The 24,195-nt window shown below is 71.6% G+C and carries 20 protein-coding genes; 5 read left to right on the top strand and 15 right to left on the bottom strand.

Features of this window, described 5'->3' with window-relative positions:
- Positions 1-72: 72 nt before the first annotated feature.
- Complete coding sequence (locus AB0M63_RS04375) at positions 73-1,500, top strand: zinc-dependent metalloprotease (protein ID WP_355917633.1); 1,428 nt, start codon at positions 73-75, stop codon at positions 1,498-1,500.
- Positions 1,497-2,018, top strand: coding sequence for an NUDIX hydrolase (locus tag AB0M63_RS04370; protein WP_366018322.1), 522 nt, complete (start codon positions 1,497-1,499; stop codon positions 2,016-2,018). Before AB0M63_RS04375 ends, AB0M63_RS04370 begins: the two co-directional genes overlap by 4 nt.
- Before the next feature lie 55 nt (positions 2,019-2,073).
- On the opposite strand, the gene AB0M63_RS04365 is transcribed toward AB0M63_RS04370, so the two are convergent.
- The 4 genes from AB0M63_RS04365 to AB0M63_RS04350 form a co-directional block, all read right to left on the bottom strand.
- On the bottom strand, positions 2,074-2,829 hold the full coding sequence (locus tag AB0M63_RS04365) for an AIM24 family protein (protein ID WP_366018321.1): 756 nt from the start codon (positions 2,827-2,829) through the stop codon (positions 2,074-2,076).
- Between the two features lie 16 nt (positions 2,830-2,845).
- Positions 2,846-3,526 (bottom strand): AIM24 family protein, encoded by a 681-nt coding sequence (locus AB0M63_RS04360; protein ID WP_366018320.1) that lies wholly within the window; start codon positions 3,524-3,526, stop codon positions 2,846-2,848.
- Positions 3,527-3,537: 11 nt separating this feature from the next.
- Positions 3,538-5,172 carry a TerD family protein gene (locus AB0M63_RS04355; RefSeq protein ID WP_366018319.1) on the bottom strand — a complete coding sequence of 545 codons (1,635 nt, stop codon included), beginning with the start codon at positions 5,170-5,172 and terminating at the stop codon, positions 3,538-3,540.
- A 113-nt stretch (positions 5,173-5,285) separates the two neighbouring features.
- Complete coding sequence (locus AB0M63_RS04350; RefSeq protein ID WP_366018318.1) at positions 5,286-5,882, bottom strand: M48 family metallopeptidase; 597 nt, start codon at positions 5,880-5,882, stop codon at positions 5,286-5,288.
- A gap of 218 nt (positions 5,883-6,100) precedes the next feature.
- On the opposite strand from AB0M63_RS04350, the gene AB0M63_RS04345 reads away from it, so the two are divergent.
- Both AB0M63_RS04345 and AB0M63_RS04340 read left to right on the top strand, forming a co-directional pair.
- A complete protein-coding gene (locus AB0M63_RS04345) occupies positions 6,101-7,327 on the top strand; it encodes a TOMM precursor leader peptide-binding protein (RefSeq protein WP_366018317.1) in 1,227 nt (408 codons plus the stop codon).
- Positions 7,320-8,693 carry an AarF/ABC1/UbiB kinase family protein gene (locus tag AB0M63_RS04340; protein WP_366018316.1) on the top strand — a complete coding sequence of 458 codons (1,374 nt, stop codon included), beginning with the start codon at positions 7,320-7,322 and terminating at the stop codon, positions 8,691-8,693. Before AB0M63_RS04345 ends, AB0M63_RS04340 begins: the two co-directional genes overlap by 8 nt.
- Before the next feature lie 13 nt (positions 8,694-8,706).
- Here AB0M63_RS04340 and AB0M63_RS04335 read toward each other — a convergent pair whose 3' ends face one another.
- The 5 genes from AB0M63_RS04335 to AB0M63_RS04315 all read right to left on the bottom strand — a co-directional run bounded on the left by AB0M63_RS04335 (position 8,707) and on the right by AB0M63_RS04315 (position 12,600).
- Positions 8,707-8,913 (bottom strand): hypothetical protein, encoded by a 207-nt coding sequence (locus tag AB0M63_RS04335; RefSeq protein WP_366018315.1) that lies wholly within the window; start codon positions 8,911-8,913, stop codon positions 8,707-8,709.
- 138 nt (positions 8,914-9,051) lie between these two features.
- A complete protein-coding gene (locus AB0M63_RS04330) occupies positions 9,052-9,378 on the bottom strand; it encodes a hypothetical protein (protein ID WP_355917660.1) in 327 nt (108 codons plus the stop codon).
- Complete coding sequence (locus tag AB0M63_RS04325) at positions 9,375-9,743, bottom strand: WhiB family transcriptional regulator (RefSeq protein WP_030668930.1); 369 nt, start codon at positions 9,741-9,743, stop codon at positions 9,375-9,377. Before AB0M63_RS04325 ends, AB0M63_RS04330 begins: the two co-directional genes overlap by 4 nt.
- Positions 9,744-9,915: 172 nt before the next feature.
- Entirely contained in the window at positions 9,916-10,233 is a 318-nt protein-coding gene (locus tag AB0M63_RS04320) for a hypothetical protein (protein WP_355917664.1), read from the bottom strand.
- A gap of 168 nt (positions 10,234-10,401) precedes the next feature.
- A complete protein-coding gene (locus tag AB0M63_RS04315; protein WP_366018313.1) occupies positions 10,402-12,600 on the bottom strand; it encodes an ATP-dependent DNA helicase UvrD2 in 2,199 nt (732 codons plus the stop codon).
- A 183-nt stretch (positions 12,601-12,783) separates the two neighbouring features.
- On the opposite strand from AB0M63_RS04315, the gene AB0M63_RS04310 reads away from it, so the two are divergent.
- Positions 12,784-13,026: a mycoredoxin gene (locus AB0M63_RS04310; protein ID WP_355917670.1), complete on the top strand. Its 243-nt coding sequence runs from the start codon at positions 12,784-12,786 to the stop codon at positions 13,024-13,026.
- Positions 13,027-13,108: 82 nt separating this feature from the next.
- On the opposite strand, the gene AB0M63_RS04305 is transcribed toward AB0M63_RS04310, so the two are convergent.
- The 6 genes from AB0M63_RS04305 to AB0M63_RS04280 all read right to left on the bottom strand — a co-directional run bounded on the left by AB0M63_RS04305 (position 13,109) and on the right by AB0M63_RS04280 (position 24,112).
- Complete coding sequence (locus AB0M63_RS04305) at positions 13,109-13,711, bottom strand: class I SAM-dependent methyltransferase (RefSeq protein WP_355917673.1); 603 nt, start codon at positions 13,709-13,711, stop codon at positions 13,109-13,111.
- A 23-nt stretch (positions 13,712-13,734) separates the two neighbouring features.
- Positions 13,735-14,679, bottom strand: coding sequence for an NAD(+) diphosphatase (nudC, locus tag AB0M63_RS04300; RefSeq protein WP_355917676.1), 945 nt, complete (start codon positions 14,677-14,679; stop codon positions 13,735-13,737).
- A 156-nt stretch (positions 14,680-14,835) separates the two neighbouring features.
- Positions 14,836-16,248, bottom strand: a complete 1,413-nt coding sequence (locus tag AB0M63_RS04295) for a dipeptidase (RefSeq protein WP_366018312.1) — start codon at positions 16,246-16,248, stop codon at positions 14,836-14,838.
- Between the two features lie 10 nt (positions 16,249-16,258).
- Positions 16,259-19,858, bottom strand: coding sequence for a UvrD-helicase domain-containing protein (locus tag AB0M63_RS04290; RefSeq protein ID WP_366018311.1), 3,600 nt, complete (start codon positions 19,856-19,858; stop codon positions 16,259-16,261).
- 100 nt (positions 19,859-19,958) lie between these two features.
- Positions 19,959-23,468 (bottom strand): ATP-dependent DNA helicase, encoded by a 3,510-nt coding sequence (locus AB0M63_RS04285; RefSeq protein ID WP_366018310.1) that lies wholly within the window; start codon positions 23,466-23,468, stop codon positions 19,959-19,961.
- 257 nt (positions 23,469-23,725) lie between these two features.
- Positions 23,726-24,112: an MGMT family protein gene (locus AB0M63_RS04280; protein WP_366018309.1), complete on the bottom strand. Its 387-nt coding sequence runs from the start codon at positions 24,110-24,112 to the stop codon at positions 23,726-23,728.
- Positions 24,113-24,195: the final 83 nt, after the last annotated feature.

The raw sequence follows: 24,195 nt of genomic DNA, 5'->3' as shown, positions 1-24,195 counted from the left end.
CTACGCTGGGTGGTGTTGAAGGGCAGTCGTGCCGTCGGAGAGAACCGGCGGCCTTACCAGCCGAGGAATCCCGTGAGTGACACCCCATTCGGATTCGGCCTTCCGCCGGAGGAGCCGGACGACGGCGACGAGGGCAAGAAGAAGGACCAGGAGAGCGGTGGTGGTCAGGGACCGGCCAACCCGTTCGGTTTTGGCGGGCTGCCCGGTGCCGGGGGCCTTGGCGGCCCCGGCGCGGACAATCCGCTCGCAGCCATGTTCGGCTCCCTGAACCCCACCGACCTGGGCGCCGCGTTCCAGCAGTTGGGCCAGATGCTCTCGTACGAGGGCGGCCCGGTGAACTGGGACATGGCCAAGCAGATCGCCCGCCAGACGGTCTCTCAGGGCACCCAGGACGGCACCAAGGACGCGAGCGTCGGCCCCGCCGAGCGCAGCGCGGTCGAGGAGGCCGTCCGCCTCGCCGACCTGTGGCTGGACGACGCGACCTCGCTGCCGTCCGGCTCCGGCTCCGCCGTGGCGTGGTCCCGCGCGGAGTGGGTCGAGGCGACCCTGCCGGCCTGGAAGGAACTCGTGGACCCGGTCGCCGAGCGCGTCGGCGCGGCCATGGGTGACGTCCTGCCCGAGGAGATGCAGGCCATGGCGGGCCCGCTGATCGGCATGATGCGCTCCATGGGCGGCGCCATGTTCGGCACGCAGATCGGGCAGGCCGTGGGCACGCTCGCGGGCGAGGTCGTCGGCTCGACCGACATCGGCCTGCCGCTCGGCCCGGTCGGCAAGGCCGCGCTGCTGCCGCTGAACATCGAGGCGTTCGGCAAGGACCTCGGCATCCAGCAGGAGGAGGTGCGGCTCTACCTCGCCCTGCGCGAGGCCGCCCACCAGCGCCTGTTCGCCCACGTGCCGTGGCTGCGCTCGCACCTGTACGGCGCGGTCGACGGGTACGCGCGCGGGATCAAGGTCGACACCGCCAAGCTGGAGGACGTGGTCGGCCAGTTCGACCCGCAGAACCCGGAGCAGTTGCAGGACGCTCTCCAGCAGGGCATGTTCCAGCCGGAGGACACGCCCGAGCAGAAGGCCGCCCTGGCCCGTCTGGAGACGGCTCTGGCGCTCGTCGAGGGCTGGGTGGACGCGGTGGTCCACGCGGCCGCGAAGCCGCGTCTGACGTCCGCCGACGCGCTCCGCGAGACCCTGCGGCGCCGTCGTGCGACGGGCGGTCCCGCCGAGCAGACGTTCGCCACGCTGATCGGCCTGGAGCTGCGTCCGCGCCGGCTGCGCGACGCCTCCCGGCTGTGGGCCTCTCTCACGGACGCGCGCGGTGTGGACGGCCGTGACGGCCTGTGGGCCCACCCGGACATGCTGCCGACGGCCTCCGACCTGGACGACCCGGACGGCTTCGTGCACCGCGAGCAGTTGGACTTCTCCGAGCTGGACAAGATGCTCGGCGAGGCGGCGAGCGGCACCGAGGAGAAGCCGGACCTGAGGAAGAAGGACGACGACTCCGAGTGAGCCTGCACGACGACGCGGTCCTCGTACTCAAGAGCTACGAGGACCAGACGGACCTGCGCCAGGCCTACCTGGACCACCTCGCCGAGCACCCGGACGGCATGTGGAAGTCCTGCCACTCCGGTCATGTCACGGCGAGCGCCCTGGTGATCGATCCCGAGCACGGCAGGGTCCTGCTGACCCTGCACAAGAAGCTGCGCATGTGGCTCCAGATGGGCGGCCACTGCGAGCCGGAGGACACCTCCCTGGAGGCTGCCGCCCTGCGCGAGGCCGGGGAGGAGTCGGGCATCACCGGACTGACACTGCTGCCGGGCGGCCCGGCGCGCCTGGACCGGCACCCGATCCCGGCGCCGTGCCACTGCCACTACGACGTCCAGTACGCGGTTGTGGCACCCCCGGGCGCCGTCCAGGAGATCAGCGACGAGTCCCTCGACCTGCGCTGGTTCGCCTACGACGAGGTGGCGACCGTAGCGGACGAGTCGGTCGTACGACTGCTCGAAGCGACCCGCGCCCGGCTCTGAAGCTGTAAGGGGCGCCGGCAATGGCGGGCGCCCCTTACCTCGGTCTACTGGACGCTCAGCTCCAGACGTTGCCCTGGTTCTGCGCGTGCGCGCCGTGCTGGCCCATGCCGTACTGCGCGGCGAGGCCCTGGCCGATCGCCGCGTTCTGCGGCGGCAGGAGTTCGCTGGGCTGGACGAGCGCGTAGCCGCTGCCCATGAAGCTCAACTCCCAGCCCTCGCCGGTGTTGCCGCGGCGCCGCCACACCCCGGAGGAGTGCGTCTGGGCCTGCATCTGGACGCGCAGTCCGGTGGACCAGGCGACGATCGCGTCGGCGTCGCAGTTGACGTACTTGTCGGGCGTGACCTGCATCATCAGCGGCGCGCCCGAGGTCATCAGGGCGACCTTGCCGCGGCCGGTGATGTTGAGCTGGTACTTCCCGGAGCCGGAGATGCCGTACTGGCTGTCCACGGCGATGACCTCGTGGTGCAGCGAGGAGTCCATCGCGAGGACATAGCTGCTGTCGACGGTCAGGCCGTCCTGCTCGACGTCCACCACGTGGATGTGCTGGGCGAGGTTGGCAAGGAAGACCGTGCCCTGCCCGTGGCAGCGCATCAGGCTGAGGCCCTCGCCGGTGTAGGCACGCGCACGTGCCTGCTGGTTGTTCTGGTACTCGGCGTCGAACTCGACGAGCCCCTGGTAGGCGACCATCGTGCCCTTGCGGGCGAGGATGTCGTCGTGGCCCTCCAGGACGATGCGCAGCATCTGCTTGTTCTGGAGGCTGTAGCGGTCCTGGGACTGCGAGTCGTTGAACGCGAAAAGCGGGCTCTGCATGGTGTCGTGTTCCCCCTCAGCCCCGGAACCGGAGGCGGTCGGTGCTGTCCTCGCTGGGCTGGACGACGACGATGCCCTGCCCGGAGAAGGCCATCTGATAGGCCTCACCGCTGCCGCGCCCGATCAGCGACTGCGCCTTGAAGCTGCGCTTGCCCTTCACCTTGAGGTTCGGGGACCAGGCGACGAGCGCGTCCGGGTCGACGTACGTCTCGTCCTCGCCACCGCCGCAGTCGACGACGATCGGCTTGCCTCGGGAGGTCAGCGCGACCCAGCCCTGGCCACTGATCTTGGTGTTCCACAGGCCCTGGCCCGCGAACTTCGCGAGCCCCTTGACCCGCTCCACGCCCCAGGTGAGGTGCGCGTCGAAGGCGAGCAGGTTGGTGGCGTTGACGGAGATGCCGTCGCCGTTGAGGTTGATCACAACGACGTCCGCGCCGTAGTCGGCGAGGTAGAGCAGTCCGTCTCCGGAGCACTTCATCAGGGGCGCGCCCTCGCCGGTCATCCAGTCGCGCGCGATCTGGCGCACGGCCGGCGGGTTGGGCTCGTACCGGATGAAGCCCTCGTAGGCGATCATCGAGCCCACGCGCGCGAAGAGGTCGCTTCCGGTCTGCATGGCGACCTTCAGCATGTTGTTGCCGTGGTTCTCCATGCGGGCGGTGACGGGTGCGGGGGCGTAGCCCGCGAGCGGCTGGTTCATGTCGGGCTCCCTCAGACCTCGTACGGCTGGACGACGACGAAATTGCCGGGGGCGGCCCGGAACTGCAGATTGACGCTCTCCCCGGTGTCTCCCGGATAGGCGTTGCGGCGCATCCGGACCTGGCTGGAGACGATCACCTGGGCGGCCGCGGACCAGGCGACGACCGCGTTGCAGTCGGCGAACGTGGTCGGCGTGACCGGCAGGACGACGGGCTCGCCGTGGGTCTTCACGACGATGGTGCCGGTCCCCTGGAACTGCATCGTGAACAGCGCGCCCCCGGGGATGCCGTGTCCCTCGATGCGCCGGACCTCGTACTGGAGGCTCTCGTCGAAGGCGAGGACGTTCTCCGCGGAGACGCAGATCGCGTCCCCCTGGAGCTCGACGGGGTGCAGGTTGGTGGACTTCTCGGCGAGGAACACCTGGCCCTGGCCGGTGCAGCGCATGAGCTGCATCTCCTGGCCGGTCGCGTTGCCCGTGATCCGGCCGGCGAACCCGGCGCCCTTGTAGCCGAAGTCGACCTTGCCCTGGTAGAGCACCATGCTGCCCTGGCGGGCCAGTACGGGCTGGCCGCCGACGCCGAGGTCGACGCGGATCAGCTTCTTGTTCTGCTGCGTCCAGCGCTGCCCGGTGGGCGTCTCCTTGAACTTCTCCAGCGCGGCCGAGACACCGGCGGCCTGGGGAGCGCCGGAGGGTACTCCGTAGGCGGCGGACTGGGCCGGGACCTGGCCGTATCCAGGGGGAGCGGGCGGCTGCCCGTAGCCGGGAGGGGCCGGGGGCCGGCCGTAGCCAGGCGGCAGCGGCGCCGTCTGCCCCGGGGCCTGCTGTCCGTACGGCTGCGGCGGCTGGCCGTAGGGCGCGGGGGCGGGGGCCGGCGGCGGCACCGTTCCGCCGCCGGGCGGGGTCATCGGCGCGATGATCGTCGGCGCGGCGTGCACGGAGGGCGCGGGCGCCGGGGCCGGCGGGGGTGTGAAGCCCTGCGGAGCGGGCTGAGGGGTCGGGGTGGGCGCTGGTGCCGGGGCGGACGGGGCGCCGAACGCGGGCGGCGCGGAGGTCTGCGGGGGCGGGGCGAAGCCCGGGGCGGCGCCGGACTGCGGCTGCGGCGCGGCGGGCGCCTCCTCCTCCATGACCTCGCCGCCGAAGTTCTTCAGCAGCGCTTCGAGGCCGCCGTCGAAGCCCTGGCCGACGGCGGCGAACCGCCAGACGTCCTTCAGGTAGAAGTCGCCCAGCATCACGGCCCGCTCGGTGGTGAACTCCGAACCGTTGAACGAGTACCGGGCCACTTCCTCGCCACCCGCGACGATCCGGACGTACCCGGGGGCGATCTGCGACATCTGCCCGGCGCCGTCGAGCGTCGCGGTGAACGCCAACTTGTGGATCTGCGGCGGGATCCTGTCGAGCGTGACCCGGAAGGACTCCGAGTCGCCCGCCTGGGCGCCGAGGAGCTGAATGGACTCCTCCGGGGACTTCGGCTGGTTGAAGAACACGAAGTACCGGTCGTCCGAGAGCCGCTCCTCGGCGTCGAGACCGAAGCAACTGATGTCGAACGTCAGCCCGGGGCCGGTGATCTGCACGCCTACGTACAGATCGGTGCCCGCGGTGAGGTCACTGATCTTGGCCTTGTGGCCGCGTTGGAATTCCCTGGCCATGCGTAACGACCGTCCCCCATCCCGATGCAAGTGCGTCGCGTCAGGCTAACGGCAATCTCTGACACCGGAGGATGTCGGTACAGACCCGGTACACAATCCCCCGCAGGGGGCCGTCACTCGTCGCGGGTGGCCGGCAGATGGGGCAGCCGTTCGGCCGCGACCACCCCTTCGAGGTAGCCCTTGGCCCGCTCGGTGCGCGGATAGGCCTCCAGAAGGCGCCAGAAACGCGGGCCGTGTCCGGGGACCAGGAGATGCGCGAGTTCGTGCAGCAGCACGTAGTCGACGACGTACTCGGGCATGCCCTGAAGCCGGTGGGAGAGGCGAATGCTGCCCTCGGAGGGCGTGCAGGAGCCCCAGCGCGTGTTCTGGTTGGTGACCCAGCGCACCGAGGTGGGCCGGGCGCGGCCGTCGAAGTACTGGTCCGACAGGCGCTCGGCGCGCTCCGCCAGCTCCGTGTCACCGAGCACGCGTTTGCTTTCCTGGGCGGCCAGCTTGTCGAGCATGACGGTGACCCAGCGCTTCTCCTCCGCCTCGGACATACGGGCGGGGATCAGCACGACGGTGCGATCGCCCTCGCGGTACGCGGAGACCGTTCTGCGCCGACGCGCACTCCTGCGAACCTCGATCGCGCTCGCCCCCGAGCCGCTTGGCGGCTGGCTCGTCATACTGCGCTGTGGTTTTCCGGCGCTGTGCAGTGGGTCGGCGGGCACGCCCCGACGTTACCCTCTGCACACGCGGGAAGTCCCGCCCCTGGGACGGTTCGGTGTCGATCCCCCACCGAGCGTTTGATTTGTACGACGAATACCCCCTGCCTGTGGACAACTTTCGGCACCCGACGCCCGGGACGGGCAGGCTGGCATCGCCGGCGGATCACGGACCGCTTCCACCGGCTCACGGTACGTACTTCCTAGGGCTACGGGGGCCTGTCATGCATCCGATGGTGAAGCCCGCGCTGCGGCGCGGCTGGCGTGATCTCAACACCGTGCAGTTCGGGATGACACCGGCGCACGCGATGACGCTCGGCCCGATGGACACGGCGACGGGCAGCTTCCTGGAGCTGCTCAACGGCACGCGCGGACTGCCGCTCCTGCGCGAAGAAGGCCATCGGATGGATCTGCCCGAGGGGCATGTCGACCAATTGGTGGAGCGGCTGACGCGCGCCGGTCTGCTCGACGACGCGAAAGGAGGTGGTCCCGGGGCCGATGCCCTGCGCGCGAAGAAGGCCGTCCTCGACCGGCTGCGCCCGGATCTCGCGTCGCTCTCCCTGGTCACCGGCGAGCCGGGCGCGGCGATGGGCCGTCTGGCGGCGAGGCGCGGACTGCGGGTACAGGTGAGAGGCGCGGGCCGGGTGGGGGCGGTGCTGGCCGCGCTGTTGTCGGGCGCGGGGGTCGGCGAGGTCGACGTACGCGACGGCGGTGACACCGAGCCCTGGGACGTGGCTCCGGGCGGACTGGCCGCCGAGGCGATCGGCGAGCGCCGGGACGAGGCGGCGCGGCGCGCGGTACGCCGGGCGGCACCGGGTCGTCCACCGCGCCGGACCTCTCGGTCGGCGGCCGAGGAGAACGACCCGGGCTTCTCCCTGGTGATCCTCGCCCCGCGCGACGATGTCGCCGTGCACGCGCCCGACCCGTCCGCGGCCACCGACCTGATCGCCTCGGGAACCCCTCATCTCTACGCCGGTGTCGTGGAGGGCACCGGAATCGTGGGCCCGCTGGTGCTGCCGGGTGAGACGGCCTGCGCGGGCTGCCTGCACCAGGCGCGCACCGACCGGGACCCGACCTGGCCCCGTCTCGTCGCCCAGTGGCGCTCCGGCAGGCAGCCCCGGGTGCGCCCCTGCGATCTGGCGCTGGCCACGAGCGTCGCCGGACTGGGGGCCGCGCACGCGCTCGCCTTCCTCGACGGGCAGTCGCCGTCGAGCGCGGGCGCGCGGTGGGAGGTCTCGCTGCCCGGTCTGCACTGGCACGCCCGGCCGGTCTGGGCGCACTCCGCATGCCCGTGCGGAGCCGCGGAGAAGGATGCGGAGAAAGGTAAGGAGGAACACACCTCTACGGACGAGGATCGACACGCGACAATGGCAGGGGACCGGCCGTCGAGGGATGTGCGCCGTAGGGCAGACTCGGCCCGGCCGGCTGGGACTTGGAGGGCGCATGTCTGATCTTCCGCGCAAGGCGGTCACCCGTACCGCCAAGCTCGCCGCGCTCCCGCTCGGCTTCGCCGGGAGAGCCACGTGGGGACTCGGGAAACGGATCGTGGGCGAGTCCGCGGAGATCGTCGGCCGTGAGCTGCAACAGCGCACGGCGGAGCAACTGTTCAAGGTGCTCGGCGAGCTCAAGGGCGGGGCGATGAAGTTCGGGCAGGCGCTGTCCGTCTTCGAGTCGGCGCTGCCCGAGGAGGTCGCCGGTCCCTACCGGGCCGCGCTGACCAAGCTCCAGGAAGCCGCGCCGCCGATGCCGACGCGCACCGTGCACGCCGTGCTGCAGGAGCGGCTCGGCGAGGACTGGCGCGAGCTGTTCCTGGAGTTCGAGGACAAGCCGTCGGCCGCGGCGTCGATCGGGCAGGTGCACCGGGCCGTGTGGCACGACGGCCGCGAGGTCGCGGTCAAGGTGCAGTACCCGGGCGCCGGCGAGGCCCTGCTGTCCGACCTGACCCAACTGAGCCGTTTCGCCCGCCTGTTGGGCCCGCTCATCCCCGGGATGGACATCAAGCCCCTCATCGCCGAACTCCGCGACCGGGTCTCCGAGGAGCTGGACTACGGCCTGGAGGCGCAGGCCCAGCAGGTGCACGCGGAGGAGTTCGAGGGCGACCCTGATGTCATGGTGCCCGCCGTGGTCCACCAGTGCGACCAGGTGCTGGTCACGGAGTGGATCGACGGGATCCCGCTGTCGGAGGTGATCGCCGACGGCACCCAGGAGCAGCGCGACCGGGCGGGGCAGCTCCTGGCCCGCTTCCTCTTCTCCGGGCCGGCCCGGACGGGGCTCCTCCACGCGGACCCGCACCCCGGCAACTTCCGTCTGCTGCCCGCCGACCCGGACGGCAAGGGCGACTGGCGCCTGGGCGTCCTGGACTTCGGCACGGTCGACCGTCTCCCCGGTGGCCTGCCGACCCCCATCGGCGACTCCCTGCGCATGACACTCGACGGCGACGCCGAGGCGGTCTACGAACTGCTGTGCACGGAGGGCTTCGTCAAGGAGTCGATAGAGCTGGACCCCGACGCCGTCCTCGACTACCTCGTGCCGATCATCGAGCCGGCCCAGGTCGACGAGTTCACCTTCACCCGCGGCTGGATGCGCAGCCAGGCGGCCCGCATCGCCGATCCCCGCTCCCCCGCCCACCAGTTGGGCAAGCAGCTCAATCTGCCTCCGGCGTATCTCCTGATACACCGAGTGACGTTGAGCACAATCGGCGTCCTGTGCCAGTTGGGCGCGACGGTGCGGCTGCGCGAGGAGCTGGAGGAGTGGCTGCCGGGGTTCGTGCCGGAGGACCTGGAGGCGTACGAGGAGGAGCCCGCCGCGGAGGCGTGAGCGGAGGACGTGGTCACCACCAGTCCGAGTCCAGCCGTCCTTCGATCGCCCTGAGGCTCTCCCTGGCGCAGGAGTCGCAGAAGTAGCTGCGGGTTCCGTGCTCCACGGAGCAGGTCCAGGTGGGCTGTGGGCCTTCCGACCGGGTGCCGCAGCGGGCGCACACCAGGGGTGGGGGCTCCGCGGTGGAGGCGCTGTCGTCACTGCCTCCGGGAGGACTCATCACGCGGCGACGATATCGCCGTACCCGGTGATCGGTGGGCGGAACGCACCGCGGGGGCCGGTCCGTTCGGACGGACCGGCCCCCGCGTGGAGCTTTCGCCTCCCGGAACTGGGAGGCCACCGCTTCAGGTGTGATCGATTACTGCATGACGGCCATGGCGAGCGCACGGCGGGCGCGCATCGAGGCACGCTCGGCCCTGCGCTGCATCCGGCGGGCGGACACCAGGCTCACGGCCCGGCGTTCCCGCTCGGCCTCATGCAGGCGCTCGTGCATATGCGCACGGGCCAGGGCTTCTGGAATGAGTTGCATCTCTCGGGTCCTGTTCTGGCGCGACTCGGTCGCACCGGGGGTGGTGAAGTCTGGGATCGCGGAGCCCGCGGGCTCGCTGGGAGTGGACGGCTTCATCGGGGCCTGCTTCTTGGGGTCGTGCGTGAGGGGGCGGTCGATCGTTCCGAAGATGTTCATGCCGTGACCGGGTTCTTGCGCGGACGGCCACGCGGCCGCTTGCGGGCCACGACGACACCCTGGACGAACAGCTCGCCACCCCAGACGCCCCAGGGCTCACGCCGCTCCTTGGCCCCGGCGAGGCAGGCCTCGACCAGCGGGCAGGTACGGCAGAGGGACTTGGCGTACTCGACATCGGCCGGCGACTCGGCGAAGAAGACCTCCGGGTCGTAGGAACGGCAGGGGACGGGCACGCCGAGGTTCTCGATGGCGTCGTCGAGCGCGGTGAGCGCGGTGAGCGGGATCAAGGTGGAGTCCTCCGTGAGGCCGGGCGGGGGGATCGTTTCGGAAGGCGGTACGGACGGGGCGTGCGCTTCGAGTTGCACGGTTGTTCTTCCTCGTCTGGTCGTTCCGGCCCTGTTGGGCCGGTTGTCGGCTGGTACCGGGTTCTTTTCTTGTCCCGAGGCCCCTTCGCTCCGTCGTCCCCGTTCGGGGAAAACAGAAGGGCCGCGGATCCCGGATGGGGTTCCGCGGCCCTGAAGGCGCCGGCCTGATCGATCAGGCTGGATCACTCCAGGGTTCTGGCCCACGGAAGGCCCACATCTGGTGGTGCTGCGTCGTCTTCTTCCGGCCTCCGGCACCGGCCGCAAAGGCATAGGCCTGCGCCTGTGCCGCTACTGCTTCCAGTGCCTTGGTCGGTCGCTCATTGCGCTCACGGACGGGAAGAACCGCGAGAGACACGGAGGACGCCGGGCGGCCGGCAGAAATGCCGGACAGACCGGTACCCAGGTTCGAAACGCCGAGCATGCACAGGGAGACGACCGAGGGATCGGTCATTTTCACGGTGCTGCTGGAGCGGGTGTTGATGCTGATCACTGGAATCGCCTCCTCTCGGCGTCTCGGGGGACCGGGGGTGAGACCGGTCCTTCGGATATGCAAGTACAGCACGGAATCAGGGCCTTCGAGAAGGCCCCCTGTTCCCGTGTCTAAGAACCTATGGGGATTGCTGGGGCATGCGCAAACTATTTTTCCGACGAGTTTCCATCAGTCCCCCGCGACACCCTCCGCAGGCTCCTGACCGCCGCAGATGGCCAGGACATCGGCCCCGTAGCGGTTGAGCTTGCGCACGCCGACGCCGGGGATCCGCGCGAGTTCGCCCTCGTCGTCGGGGACAGTCTCGGCGATCACCATCAGCGTCTTGTCGGTGAAGACGCAGAAGGCCGGCTGACCGCTGCGCTGCGCCTGGACCTCCCGCCACTCGCGCAACCGCTCGTAGAGGCCCTCGTCCATGTCGGTGGGGCAGTCCTCGCAGCGCATCAGCTTCATCTCGCCGGCGTCGGTGAGCGTACGGCCGCACACGCGGCAGCGGGCCGGGGTGCGCTGCGTCCGCCGAGGGACGGCTTTGGGGCCGCTGCCCGGGTAGCCGCGCTCGATGCCTCCGGGGGCGAGCGCGCCGGGTCTGCCGGCGGTGCCGGTCGAGCCGGGGCGCAGACCGTCCAGGAAGCGGCTGGGGCGGCGGCTCGGGCGGCCGCCGGGCGAGCGGGACAGCGCCCAGGAGACGTAGAGCCGCTCTCTGGCGCGGGTTACTCCGACGTAGAGGAGCCGGCGTTCCTCCTCGACCTGTTCATCGGTCTTCGCGTAGGTGATCGGCATCATGCCCTCGGCGACGCCGACCAGGAACACGACGTCCCACTCCAGGCCCTTGGCCGAGTGCAGGGAGGCGAGGGTGACGCCCTGGACGGTCGGGGCGTGCTGGGCGTTCGCCCGTTCGTCGAGTTCGGCGACCAGGTCGGCGAGGCTGGCTCCGGGTTTGGCCGCGACGAAGTCCTGCGCGAGGTTGACCAGGGCGGCGAGCGACTCCCAGCGCTCTCTGACGGCGCCCGAGCCGGCCGGGGGTTCGGTGGTCCAGCCCTCGCCGGAGAGGACGGCACGGACCTGGGAGGGCAGGTCGACGACGTCGTCGAGGAGCGAGTCGTTGCCTCCGAAGCGGGCCGCGCCGCGCAGGGCGGCACCTGCCTTGCGGACCTCGGGGCGGTCGAAGAAACGCTCGGCACCGCGCAGTTGGTAGGAGACTCCGGCGTCGGCGAGGGCCTGTTCGTAGGTCTCGGACTGGGAGTTGGTGCGGAACAGGATGGCGATCTCGCTCGCCGGGACGCCCGCTGCCATGAGGTCCCGGATGCGGCGGGCGGCGCCCTCGGCCTCGGCCGGCTCGTCGGTGTAGTCGGCGTAGACGGGCTCGGGGCCCGCGGCGCGCTGGGAGATCAGCTCCAGGCGATGGTCGGCGGCCCGGCCGCGGGCCTGGGAGAGCAGGCCGTTGGCGAGATGGACGACCTGGGGCGTGGAGCGGTAGTCGCGGATCAGCTTGACGACCGTGGCGCCGGGGTGGCGGGTGCGGAAGTCGAGAAGGTGGTCGGGCGTCGCCCCGGTGAAGGAGTAGATCGTCTGGCTGGCGTCGCCGACGACGCACAGGCTGTCGCGGTCGCCCAGCCACAGCTCCAGGAGGCGCTGCTGGAGCGGGCTGACGTCCTGGTACTCGTCGACCACGAAGTGCTGGTACTGCGAGCGGACCTGTTCGGCGATGTCCTGCCGGTCCTGGAGGACGGCGACGGTCAGCAGCAGGACGTCCTCGAAGTCGATGACCGCGCGGTCGCGCTTGACCTCCTCGTACGTCGTGTAGAGCTGGGCGATCTCGGCGGCGGCGCGCGGGATCTCCCGGCCGGCCTTGGCCGCCGCGGCCGCGTAGTCGGAGGGGACGGTCTGGGTGACCTTGGACCATTCGATCTCGGCGGTGACGTCCCGCAGTTCACCGCGGTCGAGTCGGATGCGGCAGGCGGCCGCCGCGTCGGCGACGAGCTGGATCTTGCGGTCGACCAGCCGGGGCATGCCGCCACCGATTGCTTTCGGCCAGAAGTACTGGAGCTGGCGCAGCGCGGCCGAGTGGAAAGTACGGGCCTGGACGCCCGCGGCACCGAGCTGGCGGAGCCGGCCGCGCATCTCGCCGGCTGCCCGGTTGGTGAAGGTGACGGCCAGCACGCTGGACGGCTGAAGGAGACCTGCGCGCACTCCGTAGGCGATCCGGTGGGTGATCGCCCGTGTCTTGCCCGTGCCGGCGCCCGCCAGCACACACACCGGTCCGCGCAGGGCGGTGGCCACTTCGCGTTGCTCGGGGTCGAGCCCGTCGAGCACCGCGTCGGCCGAGTCCGGTACCTGCGGGAACAGGGAGGAGTGCGTTGCTGCTGTCACACGGCCATGCTGCCAGGTCCCCGGAGACGGGTGAGCCGGTTGTCCACAGGGAGGCACCGCAGTCGTACTAATGCGGCAGGCGTCACGTGCCCGGGGATACCCCCGGCGGGAATGGCGGCCCCCTCGCGTACGTTGCGTCCACTGCGAGGACACATCCCCCGAGCTGTTGAGGAGCGCGAGAAGATGTCGGGCACTGTGACGATGTACAGCACCACGTGGTGCGGTTACTGCCGTCGGCTGAAGAGCCAGATGGACCGCGAGGGCATCGCGTACAACGAGATCAACATCGAGCAGGACCCGGCCTCCGCGGCGCTCGTCGAGAAGGCGAATGGCGGGAATCAGACGGTCCCGACCTTGCTGTTCGAAGACGGTTCGACACTGACGAACCCGTCGCTCGCCCAGGTCAAGCAGAAGATCGGCGCCTGAACGACGGTCGGCGCGCGCAGCTCCAGAGAAGGCGGCTCCTGATGTCAGGGGCCGCCTTCTTGTCGTTCTGTTGCCGTTCGGCTCAGGCGGCCGGCTTGTCCCACACCACCACGTAACGCCAGAGGAGCCGTCGCCTGAGCCGGGCGCCGGGCAACAGGCGCCGGACCTCCTTGCTCACCTCGCCCCAGCACATCGTCGTGTCCTCCACGGGCATGCCGACAGGCCCGCGTTTCCCGCCGTTCCGTCGCGCCAGGAACAGGCTCACGGGAAGCCCGCAGCCGCTGATCACCCAGTCCAGGAACGTCCGGTTGCAGGCCAGGCCGACGAGCACCAGGCGGCCGCCGGGTGCGAGCAGACTCACCAGCCGTCGCACGGCCTGCTCGAACTCGGTGTGATGGACAACGGCGACCGCGCTGACGAAGTCGTATGTGCCTTCGTCGAGTGCGGTGCCGTCGAGGTAGTCCGCCTCCACGAAGGTGACGTTTTCCGGGACGTCCGCGCAGGCGAGCCGGATCATCTGCGGCGAGCGGTCCACGCCCGTCACGGACTCGGCCCTGCCCGCGAGTTTGCGGGCGAGCAGACCGTCACCGCAGCCGACGTCCAGGGCGGTACGGCAGCCTTCGGGCACCGCGTCGACCACCACGGGGTGGTAGTGGACGTTGTGGTTCCAGTACGGGTCGGTCATCCGCGCCCCCAGTCGCCTCCGCCTCAGACGAAGCTTCTCGTCGGCAGCGGCTTGCCGTACCAGAGTTCGATCAGTCGGGCCGCGATCGAGATGCCGTACGGGGGCAGCACCTCTTCGGACTCGAAGGCCGCGCGCAGCTCCTCACGGGAGAACCAGCGGGCCTCGTGGATCTCGTCGCCGTCGACGTTGATGTCCGTCGAGGTGGCACGGGCCATGAAGCCCAGCATGAGGCTGGACGGGAAGGGCCAGGGCTGACTGGCGACGTACTCGACATGGCCGACGGTGATACCGGCCTCCTCGAAGACCTCGCGGCGCACCGACTGCTCGATGGACTCGCCGGGCTCCACGAAGCCGGCGAGCGTCGAGAAGCGGCCCTCGGGCCAGTGGACCTGGCGGCCGAGCAGGATGCGGTCCTCCTCGTCGGTGACGGCCATGATCACGGCGGGGTCGGTGCGCGGGTAGTGCTCCGCGCCGCAGGCCGGGCAGCGGCGGATATGGCCGGCCGCGGCGATCACCGTGCGCTCGCCGCAGCGGGAGCAGAAGCGGTGCAGGCGCTGCCAGTTCTCCAGGGCGACCGCGTGCACCATCAGGCCCGCGTCCCGGGGTGACAGCAGCAGGCCCGCCTCGCGCAGGCCCGCAGGCCGCGCCGACTGGTCGATACGGCCCGGCAGGGCGTCCTTCTGGAGGGCGAAGAAGCTGACGCCGTCGTCGTCGGTGCCCAGGAAGTAACGGTGTGCCTCGGTGAGGGGCGCCTCGAAAGACGGGGTCATGACGAGTTCGGTTCTGCCCTCGGGCGTCTCGTCGATGAGGGCCTGGCCGCCGGAGACCACGAAGCAGCGGGTGGTGGGGTGGCTCCACGCCGCGGCGAGCCAGGCCTCGTCGAGCCGGTGGTGGGCGGCTCGGTCGATGCCGCTCGGGGCGGTGAGCGAGATGGGTCGATCGGCTGTGTGGTCGGTCCAGGTGGTCACGGGTGCTTCCAACTCCCCCGGCAATGCGGATTGTTTCGGCGGGCGGTTCAGCGGGACGTACGGCAGGAGGCGACCGGGTCCGGCGGGGACGGGGTGTGCGGGGCGGTTCTTCCAGTGTGCCCCGCGCGGGTCGCCGTTCCGGATCGCGCAAGTTCGTCAGGGCGCATGGCGCCAGGTGTCGGCGAGGTCTCCCCACAGGTGGGCGGTGGCTTCGACGCCCTTCATGAGGAGGTCGAGTTCGACCTTCTCGTTCGGGGCGTGCCAGCCGTCGGAGGGGACGGAGATGCCCAGGAAGAGGACGGGTGCCCGGAGGACTTCCTGAAGGTCGGCGGCCGGTCCCGAGCCGCCCTCGCGGGTGAAGCGGACCGGTTTCTCGAAGGCGCGGGCCATGGCGCGGACGACGGATTGCAGGGCCGGGTGGTCCAGAGGCGTCAGGCACGGCCGCGTGGCCGCGCTGAACGTGATCTCCTGGCGGATTCCGTCGGGCACCTGCCCGGCGGCCCAGTCGCGGACGGCCTTCTCGATGTGGTCGGGATCCTGGCCGACGACCAGCCTGAACGACAGCTTCACCATGGCCGAGGACGGGATGATCGTCTTGCTGCCCGGGCCCTGGTAGCCGCCGCCGATGCCGTTGACCTCGGCGGTGGGGCGGGCCCAGATGCGCTCCAGGGTGGTGTACCCGGCCTCTCCGTGGGTGGCATGCGACTTGGCGGTATGCAGCCATTCCTGCTCGTCGAAGGGCAACTCGGCGAAGAACTCTCGCTCCTGGTCGGTGAGTTCGACGATGCCGTCGTAGAAGCCGGGTACCGCCACGCGGGCGTGCTCGTCGTGCAGTGCGGCGACGAGGCGGGCGGCGGCGGTCGCCGGATTCGGCACGGCGCCGCCGAAGGAGCCGGAGTGGATGTCCTGGTCGGGGCCGTGCAGCCGGATCTCGCACTCGGCGAGGCCGCGCATGCCGGTGCACACCGTGGGGGTGTCCTCTGACCACATGCCGGTGTCGGAGACGATCACGGCGTCGGCGGCGAGCCGGTCGGCGTGCTCTTCGACGAGGGCCCGGAAGTGCGGGGAGCCGGACTCCTCCTCGCCCTCGACGAGCAGCTTCAGATGGACGGCCGGGGTGGTGCGACCGGTCGCGGCGAGGTGGGCGCGGACGCCGAGTGTGTGGAAGAACACCTGGCCCTTGTCGTCGGCCGCCCCGCGCGCGTGGAGGCGGTTCTCGCGGACGACGGGTTCGAAGGGCTCGCTGTCCCAGCCGTCCTCGCGGGCGGCGGGCTGGACGTCGTGATGGCCGTAGACGAGGACCGTGGGCGCCTCGGGGTCGTCGCTGGGCCACTCGGCGAAGACGGCGGGGGCGCCCGGGGTCGGCCAGACCTCGGCGGTCGGGAAACCGGTCTCCCGGAGTGTGGCGGCGAGCCAGTCCGCGCTGCGCCGGACGTCGGGCGCGTGGTCGGGCTGCGCCGACACGGACGGGATGCGCAGCCACTCGGCAAGGTCGTCGAGGAAGGCTGCGCGGTGCTGCTCGATGTACGTGCGGACCGCGCTGACGGCACTGTCAACGGTGTGGCTCATGGTCACGAGCCTATCGGCCCGCACCGACATCCTCGGTGGGCGGTTCCTCACAGTTTGCTTGCGTGCCCGGCTCCTCCAGCAGCAGCCGCTCCAGTGCGGCCCGGTCCGGGAGTCCCTCCGGCCGGACGACCTCGCCGCCGCGCACGTACAGGAACGCGGCGCTCACCACTTCCAGGGGCACGCCCTGCCGCTCGGCCCACGCCAACCGGTAGATCGCGAGCTGGAGCGGGTCCGCGCTGCGGGTGCGGCTGGTCTTCCAGTCGAGGATCTCGTACGTCGCCCCGTCGCCGTCGCCCTGCTTGTAGACGGCGTCGATACGCCCCCGTACGACGCGGCCGGCGATCGAGAGCTGGAACGGGGTCTCGACGCGGTACGGCGTGCGTCGCGCGTACTCCGTGCGTTCGAAGGCCTCCTTGAGGGCCTCCAGGTCGCGTTCGTCGGCGATCTCCGCGTCGCTGCCCGGCAGTTCCTCCGGTTCCAGCATGGGCAGGGTCAGCTCTTCGAAGCGCGATTCCACCCACGCGTGGAAGCGGGTGCCTCGGCGTGCGGCGGGTTGCGGCGGGCGCGGCAGAGGGCGCGCGAGTTCCTGCGCGAGCCCGTCCGGGTCGGCGGCCAGGCGCAGCAGTTGGGTGGCGGTCAGCGAGGCCGGCAGGGGTACGTCGGTGACGCTCTGGCGGGCGCGCAGGAGTTCGCCGGTGAGCGCGTCGAGGTCGCGGTCCCAGGAGGCGATGGCGCGGGCCTCCTCGGGGGTGAGGGGGGTGCCGGGCGGCTCCGTGGGGTGCGGACGTGCGCCCCCTGGCGCACTGGAGTGTTCGGCGGGGCGGGGGGCCGTCGCCTGGTGCGGGAGGGTCGGGCGGTCCGTGGTCCAGGCGTCCCAGTCGGCGAGGTCGTCCTCCGGGAGGCCGTCTTCGTCTTCGGCGTCGAGAGGGGGTCCCCCGTACGGAGGCTCGTCGTAAGGACGATCGTCGTAGGGAGGTTCCTCCTCGTAAGGCGGTTCCTCGTAGGGAGGTTCCTCGTCCTCCGGTGGCGGGGGCCAGTCCGGGTCGTCGTGGGTGTTCGGGTCGTGGGTGGCCGCGGGGTGGCTCTCGTCGTGGGAGGCGAGGTGCTCCAGGTGGTCCAGGACCATCTTGGCGGCCTTGTGGCGATGGGTCATCGCCACGTCGTCGAGGGGCAGCGGCCAGGCCTGGTCGGCGGTGGCCGTGTGCAGTGCGGGGTTCTCCTCGTCGTCCTCGGGCCGGTCCGCCCAGGCCTCGATCTCGCCGTGTCCGGCCGTGCAGTGGTCGTACAGGGCCATGAGGAAGTCGGAGGGGCCGCGGGGCTTCTTCTGGGTGGGGCCCCACCAGTGGCCGGAGCCGAGCAGCAGGGAGCGGGGGCGGGTGAAGGTGACGTAGCCGAGGCGGAGTTCCTCGGTGTGCTGGTGGTCCTTCATGGACTCGTGGAAGGCCTTCAGCCCTCTGGAGTCCCAGGACGTGACGTCGGGGAGGGTGGCGGTGTCGCCGCGCAGCGCGTGCGGCAGGACCTTGCCCTGGGCGGTCCACTTCTCTCGGCCCTGGCCGCTGGGGAAGGTCCCGGTGACCAGGCCGGGGACGGCCACGACGTCCCACTCCAGGCCCTTGGACTTGTGCGCGGTGAGGACCTTGACGGTGTTCTCGCCGCCGGGCAGCGCGTTGTCGAGGCCCTTCTCGTACTGGGCGGCGGTGCGCAGGAAGCCGAGGAAGGCGAGCAGGGTCGCCTCGCCGTCGCCGGCGGCGAAGGAGGCGGCGACGTCCAGGAAGTTCGACAGGGTTTCGCGGCGGCGGGCGGCCAAGGCGTGCGGGGACGCCGCCAGTTCGACCTCCAGGCCGGTGATGGCCAGGACGCGGTGCAGGACGTCCATCAGGGGGTCGGACAGGGAGCGGCGCAGGTCGCGCAGTTCGGTGGCCAGGCGGGCGAAGCGCACGCGCGCGTCCGGTGAGAAGGGCAGCCCGTCGTCGTCCCTGTCGCCGTCGGCGCCGTACAGGGGTGTCTCCAGGAACGTGTCGAGGGCGTCGGCGAGCGATATCACCTCGGAGGGGTCGACCCCCTCGACGGCCTCGGCGAGCCGGCGGTCCGGGTCGTCGTCGACCCCCACGCGCGTGTGCGCCACCAGGAGCCGGGCCCGTCGTCCCAGGAGGGCGAGGTCGCGTGGGCCGATGCGCCAGCGCGGGCCGGTCAGCAGGCGGACCAGGGAGGCGTTGGCGCCCGGGTCTTGGAGGACTTCACAGACGGCGACGAGGTCGGCGACCTCGGGGAGGTGCAGCAGGCCGGAGAGTCCGACCACCTCGACGGGGATGTCGCGGGCCACCAGGGCACCCTGGATCTCGGCGAAGTCGGTGGCCGTACGGCACAGGACGGCGATCTCGCCGGGTTCCTTCCCGGTCCGTACGAGGTGGGCGATGGAGTCGGCGAGCCAGTCGATCTCCTCGGCGTGGGTGGGCAGCAGCGCGCAGCGGACCATGCCGTCGCGCTCGGCGCCGGGTGCCGGGCGAAGGGCCTCCACGCCCGCGTGCATGGCGCGCAGGGGTTCCGCGAGGCCGTTGGCGAGGTCGAGGAGGCGGCCGCCGCTGCGGCGGTTCTCGCTCAGCGACTGGCGGGCTCCGAGACCGCCGTCCGTGTGCGCGAAGTGCTCCGGGAAGTCGTCGAGGTTGGCGACGGACGCGCCGCGCCAGCCGTAGATCGCCTGGCACGGGTCGCCGACCGCGGTCACCGGGTGTCCCGTGCCGGCGCCGAACAGGCCTGCCAGGAGGATGCGTTGAGCGACCGAAGTGTCCTGGTACTCGTCGAGCAGCACCACCCGGAACTCGTCCCGCAGGATGTCGCCGACCTCGGGGCGGGTGCGCGCCAGGGTCGCGGAGAGGGCGATCTGGTCGCCGAAGTCGAGCAGGTCGCGCTCGCGCTTGGCGGCCCGGTAGCGGCTCACCAGCTCCGTGAGGTCGCGGCGGGCGGCGGCCGCCTCGGGAACCTTGCGCAGCTCGGCGTTGCTGAGCTTGACGCCCTCCAGCCGGCGCAGGAGATCGGCGTCGTAGGCGCGCAACTCCTCGGGGCGTACGAGGTGTTCGGCCAGCTCCGCGTCGAGGGTGAGGAGGTCGCTGACGAGGTCCGGGAAGGAGCGGGTGAGTGCCGGATAGGGGCCCGGGGCCTCGCGCAGTACGCGCGCGGCGAGCTGGAACCGGGTGGCGTCGGCAAGCAGACGGGAAGTCGGTTCGAGGCCGATGCGCAGCCCGTGGTCGGTCAGCAGGCGGCCCGCGAAGGCGTGGTACGTCGAGATCACCGGCTCGCCCGGGGGGTTGTCCGGGTCGATGACGTCGGGGTCGGTGACGCCCGCCTTGATCAGCGCCTTGCGGACGCGCTCGGCGAGTTCACCGGCGGCCTTGTTGGTGAAGGTCAGGCCGAGGACCTGCTCGGGGGCGACCTGTCCGGTGCCGACCAGCCACACCACGCGGGCCGCCATCACCGTGGTCTTGCCCGACCCGGCTCCGGCCACGATCACCTGCGGGGCGGGCGGCGCGATGATGCAGGCCGTCTGCTCCGGGGTGAAGGGGATGCCGAGGAGCTCCTTGAGCTCATCGGGATCGGTGATACGGGCGGGCATGTCGCAGAGGCTAGCGGCGGCCACTGACAGTCGAGGACCAATCGCCCTCAGGGGAAGGAGAAGCGCAGGTCAGCACATGTGGTGCGATGTGTCACGCACGTCACTCGACCACGTGCCGGCCCTCGGGCCGTGCGCTGCACGAGGCCCGGAACGCGCAGTGCGCGCAGTGCTGGCCGGCCGTGGGCGTGAACCGTTCGTCGAGGACCTTGCCCGCGGCCGTGGCCAGGAGTTCACCGGCCCACTCCCCCTCCTGGGGCTCCTGGGCCTGAACCTTGGGCAGCGTCTCGCCGCCGTCGCGCTGGGCGGCGCCCTGGCGCAGTTGGACCAGTTCGGCGCCGCCCGGTTCGGGGCGGACTCCGTCGAAGGCCTCGTCCACGGCGCCTTCACGGACGGCGAGTTGGTAGACGGCGAGTTGAGGGTGGCGCTCCACCTCGCGGGCGGTCGGCGTCTGCTTGCCGGTCTTGAAGTCGACGACGTAGGCGCGTCCCTCGCCGTCCGCCTCGACGCGGTCCATGGAGCCGCGGATGCGCACTTCGTAGTCGCCCGCTTCGAGGGTGACGTCGAAGTCGTGCTCACTGGCGACGGGTGTGCGACCGGTGCGGACGCCGTTGGAGTTGACGTGCCACTTCAGGAAGCGTTCGAGCGCCACGCGCGCGTTGCCCTTCTCCTGCTCCGACTTCCAGGGGGCGTCGAAGGCGAGCGCGTTCCACACGGTGTCGAGGCGTTCCATGAGGACGGCGAGGTCGGCCGGTGTGCGGCCGGAGGCGACCTCGTCGGCGAGGACGTGCACCACGTTCCCGAAGCCCTGGGCGGCGGTCGCGGGCGCGTCGGCCTTCACCTCGCGGCCCAGGAACCATTGCAGGGCACAGGTGTTGGCGAGCTGGTCGAGGGCGCTTCCGGAGAGCACGACGGGCTGGTCGCGGTCGCGCAGCGGCACCTTGCTCTCGGTGGGCTCGAACATGCCCCACCAGCGGTACGGATGCGCGGACGGGACGAGCGGGCGGCCGTCCTCGTCGGCGAGCGCGGCCAGCCGGGCGAGCCGGCGCGCGGCGGCTTCCCTGAGGGTGTGGGACACGCGCGGGTCGACGGTCGTTGCACGCAGTTCGGCGACCAGGGCGGCGACCGACAGCGGGCGGCGCGGGCGGCCGGTGACGTCCTTGGGCTCGACGCCGAGTTCCGTGAGGAAGCGGGAAGGTTGGTCGCCGTCGTCCGCGGGGGCCTTCACCGCGGTGACGACGAGGCGTTCACGCGCGCGTGTGGCGGCGACGTAGAACAGACGGCGTTCCTCGGCCAACAGGGCACCCGGGGTGAGCGGTTCGGCGAGTCCGTCGCGGCCGATGCGGTCGGCCTCCAGGAGCGAGCCGCGCCGGCGCAGGTCCGGCCACAGGCCCTCCTGGACGCCTGCCACGACGACCAGCCGCCACTCCAGGCCCTTGGAGCGGTGCGCGGTCATCAGGCGTACGGCGTCGGGGCGTACGGCCCGCCGGGTGAGGGTGTCGGCGGCGATGTCCTCGGCGTCGATCTCCTCCAGGAAGTTGAGGGCGCCCCTGCCGCCGGTGCGCTCCTCCGCGCGGGCCGCGGTCGCGAACAGCGCGCAGACGGCGTCCAGGTCGCGGTCCGCGTTCCGCCCGGCCGCGCCGCCGCGCCGAGCGGACCGCTCCAGGCGCCCGGGCCAAGGTGTGCCCTGCCAGAGGTCCCACAGCGCCTCCTCGGCCGTACCGCCGCCCGCCAGGCGCTCCCGCGCCTTGCGCAGCAGCGCGCCCAGGCGCTGGGCGCCACGCGCGTACGTGGGGTCGTGCGCGACCAGCCGCTCGGGCTCGGCAAGTGCCCGCGCGAGCAGCTCGTCCGAGGGTGGCGGCACGGGGTTGCCCCCGGCCCGCTCCTCCTCGCGCAGCGCCCGGCCCAGGCGGCGCAGATCGGCTGCGTCCATGGCGGCGAGGGGGGAGGCGAGCAGGGTGAGGGCGGTCTCGGTGTCGAGCCATGAGGTGTCCGGGGCGGGCTCTTCGGAAGCGGTGTCGGGGACGGGCTCCTCGGAGGCGGCGCCCGTGAGGCTCCCGTCGGGCGCCGTGCCAGTGAGGCTCTCCTCGGACACCGTGCCAGTGAGGCTTTCGTCGGGCTCGGCGTCCGTGAGGCTCGCTTCGGATGTGTCGTCCGCGGGACTCACTCCGGACGTGTCAGAGGCGGATTCTTCCGCCACGGCCGGGGCGCCCGCGGACGACTCCGCGACCGCAACCGCCCGCAAGGCCGTCAGCAGCGGTGCCACCGCCGGTTCGTGGCGCAGGGGCAGGTCGTCTCCGTCGATGTCCAGGGGGACGCCGGCTGCCGTGAGAGCGCGGCGGACCGTGGGGATCGTCCGCGAGCCGGCCCGCACCAGGACGGCCATGTCGCTCCAGGGGACGCCGTCCTCCAGGTGTGCCCTGCGGAGGATGTCGGCGATGTTGTCCAGCTCCGTGCCGGACGTCGGGTACGTGTACACCTCGACGCGTCCGCCGTCCCGTACCGGGGACAGCTCGCGGTGGGCACGCACCTTCTGCGCCGGGAGCCGGGTCAGGGGCATGCGCTGGGTCAGCAGCCGGGTGGCGGTCAGCAGGGCGGCGCCGGAGCGGCGGGAGGTCCGGAGCACCTCCACGGGGGCCGGATCGCCGCCCGCGCGCGGGAAGGCGCTCGGGAACTCCAGGATGCCGTTCACATCGGCGCCCCGGAACGTGTAGATCGACTGGTCGGGGTCGCCGAAGGCGACGAGGGTGCGCCCGCCGCCGGCGAGGGCGTGCAGCAGTCGGACCTGAGCCGGGTCGGTGTCCTGGTACTCGTCCACGAACACGGCGTCGTACTGCGCGGCGAGCCGCTCGGCGACCTCGGGGCGGTGGGCGAGGAGCACCGCGCGGTGGACCAGTTCCGCGTAGTCGAGCACTCCTTGGAGGTCGAGTACGTCGAGGTACTCGGCGAGGAAGGCGGCGGCCGCGCGCCAGTCGGGGCGGCCGATGCGGTGGGCGAAGGCGTCCAGGGCGTCGGGGGCGAGGCCCAGTTCGCGGCTGCGGGCGAGGACCGCGCGGACCTCGTCGGCGAAGCCGCGGGTGGTGAGGCAGGCCCGCAGTTCGTCCGGCCAGCGCACATGGGCGAGGCCGAGCCGCTCCAGGTCGGGCTGACCGGCGAGCAGTTCGCGTACGGCGACGTCCTGTTCGGGGCCGGAGAGCAGCCGTAGGGGCTCGACGAACAGGTCGCTGTCCTGGTGGGCGCGGACCAGGGCGTAGCAGAACGAGTGGAAGGTGGTCGCCCGGGGCGCGCGGGCGGCCCCGATGCGCAGTGCCATACGGTCGCGCAGTTCGACCGCCGCCTTGCGGCTGAACGTCAGCACGAGGATCCGCGCGGGGTCACCTCCCCGGGCGACACGGGCCGCGACGGACTCCACGAGGGTGGTGGTCTTGCCGGTGCCCGGACCTGCGAGGACCAGCAGCGGACCGGTCTCGTGGTCAACCACCGAGCGCTGTGGCGCGTCCAGACGAGGGGGAACCGGTCGGTCCGGCGGGGTACGCACCAGTCGGTAAGCGCCACGGTTCCCCTGTCGCACCTGTGGGTGCGACAAGTGCCTGGTGGAGGAAGAGGAGCTCACGTGGTTCGCCGGTCCTGGTGGGTGTGCTGGTTGCCCGACCACCGCGCGTGGAGGGCGGTGGTCGCGGGATGAGGGGGACAGGTGCAGCCGACGCTACGCCGACGGGTCGTGGGGAAGCAGGGCTTCCGCTTGTTCCCGCGCGGCTCACGCGACCCTCGCGTCCCTCGCCCCTCGAACGTACGGCATGCCACGGATGTGCCGGGTTTCCCCCGTACGGGCCACAGGTCGCACCGGGGGCCGTCCGATGGCGGAAGCTGTCAGGTGTGACCGTCCGCGCGCTCGCCGCCGTCCCATCGCGCCCGTTTCATGTCGAGGCGTGGCAGGTGGCCCTCGGCGGCCCTGCTCGCCTCCTTCAGGGGGGTGCCCTCGGCGCGGTAGTGATCGAGCGCCCGCAGTTCGTGGCCGGGGAGCAGCACGCCGTCCGCGCGGACGACCCGCCACCACGGGACGGCTCCTCCGTAGAGGGCCATCACGCGGCCGACCTGGCGCGGCCCGCCCTCCTCCAGCCACTCCGCGACGTCCCCGTACGTCATGACGCGCGCGGGCGGAATCCGTTCGGCCACGTCGAGGACCCGCTCCGCGTACTCGGGCAGCGCGTTGGCGTGGTGCGGGCCGATGTCGTCCGGAAGGCTCTCCTCGCTCATCCGCCCCATCCTGCCGCACCCCACCGACAGTGCGACGCGCTGGCGACTGTGCGTATCCCTCGCCCCGGAGCGGCGCGTGGGGC

The organism is Streptomyces sp. NPDC051576 (assembly GCF_040681835.1).
In the GTDB taxonomy this organism is placed as follows: Bacteria; Actinomycetota; Actinomycetes; order Streptomycetales; family Streptomycetaceae; genus Streptomyces.
Note: the sequence above shows the minus strand (reverse complement) of the source record. Positions and strands in the feature narration are given on the sequence as shown.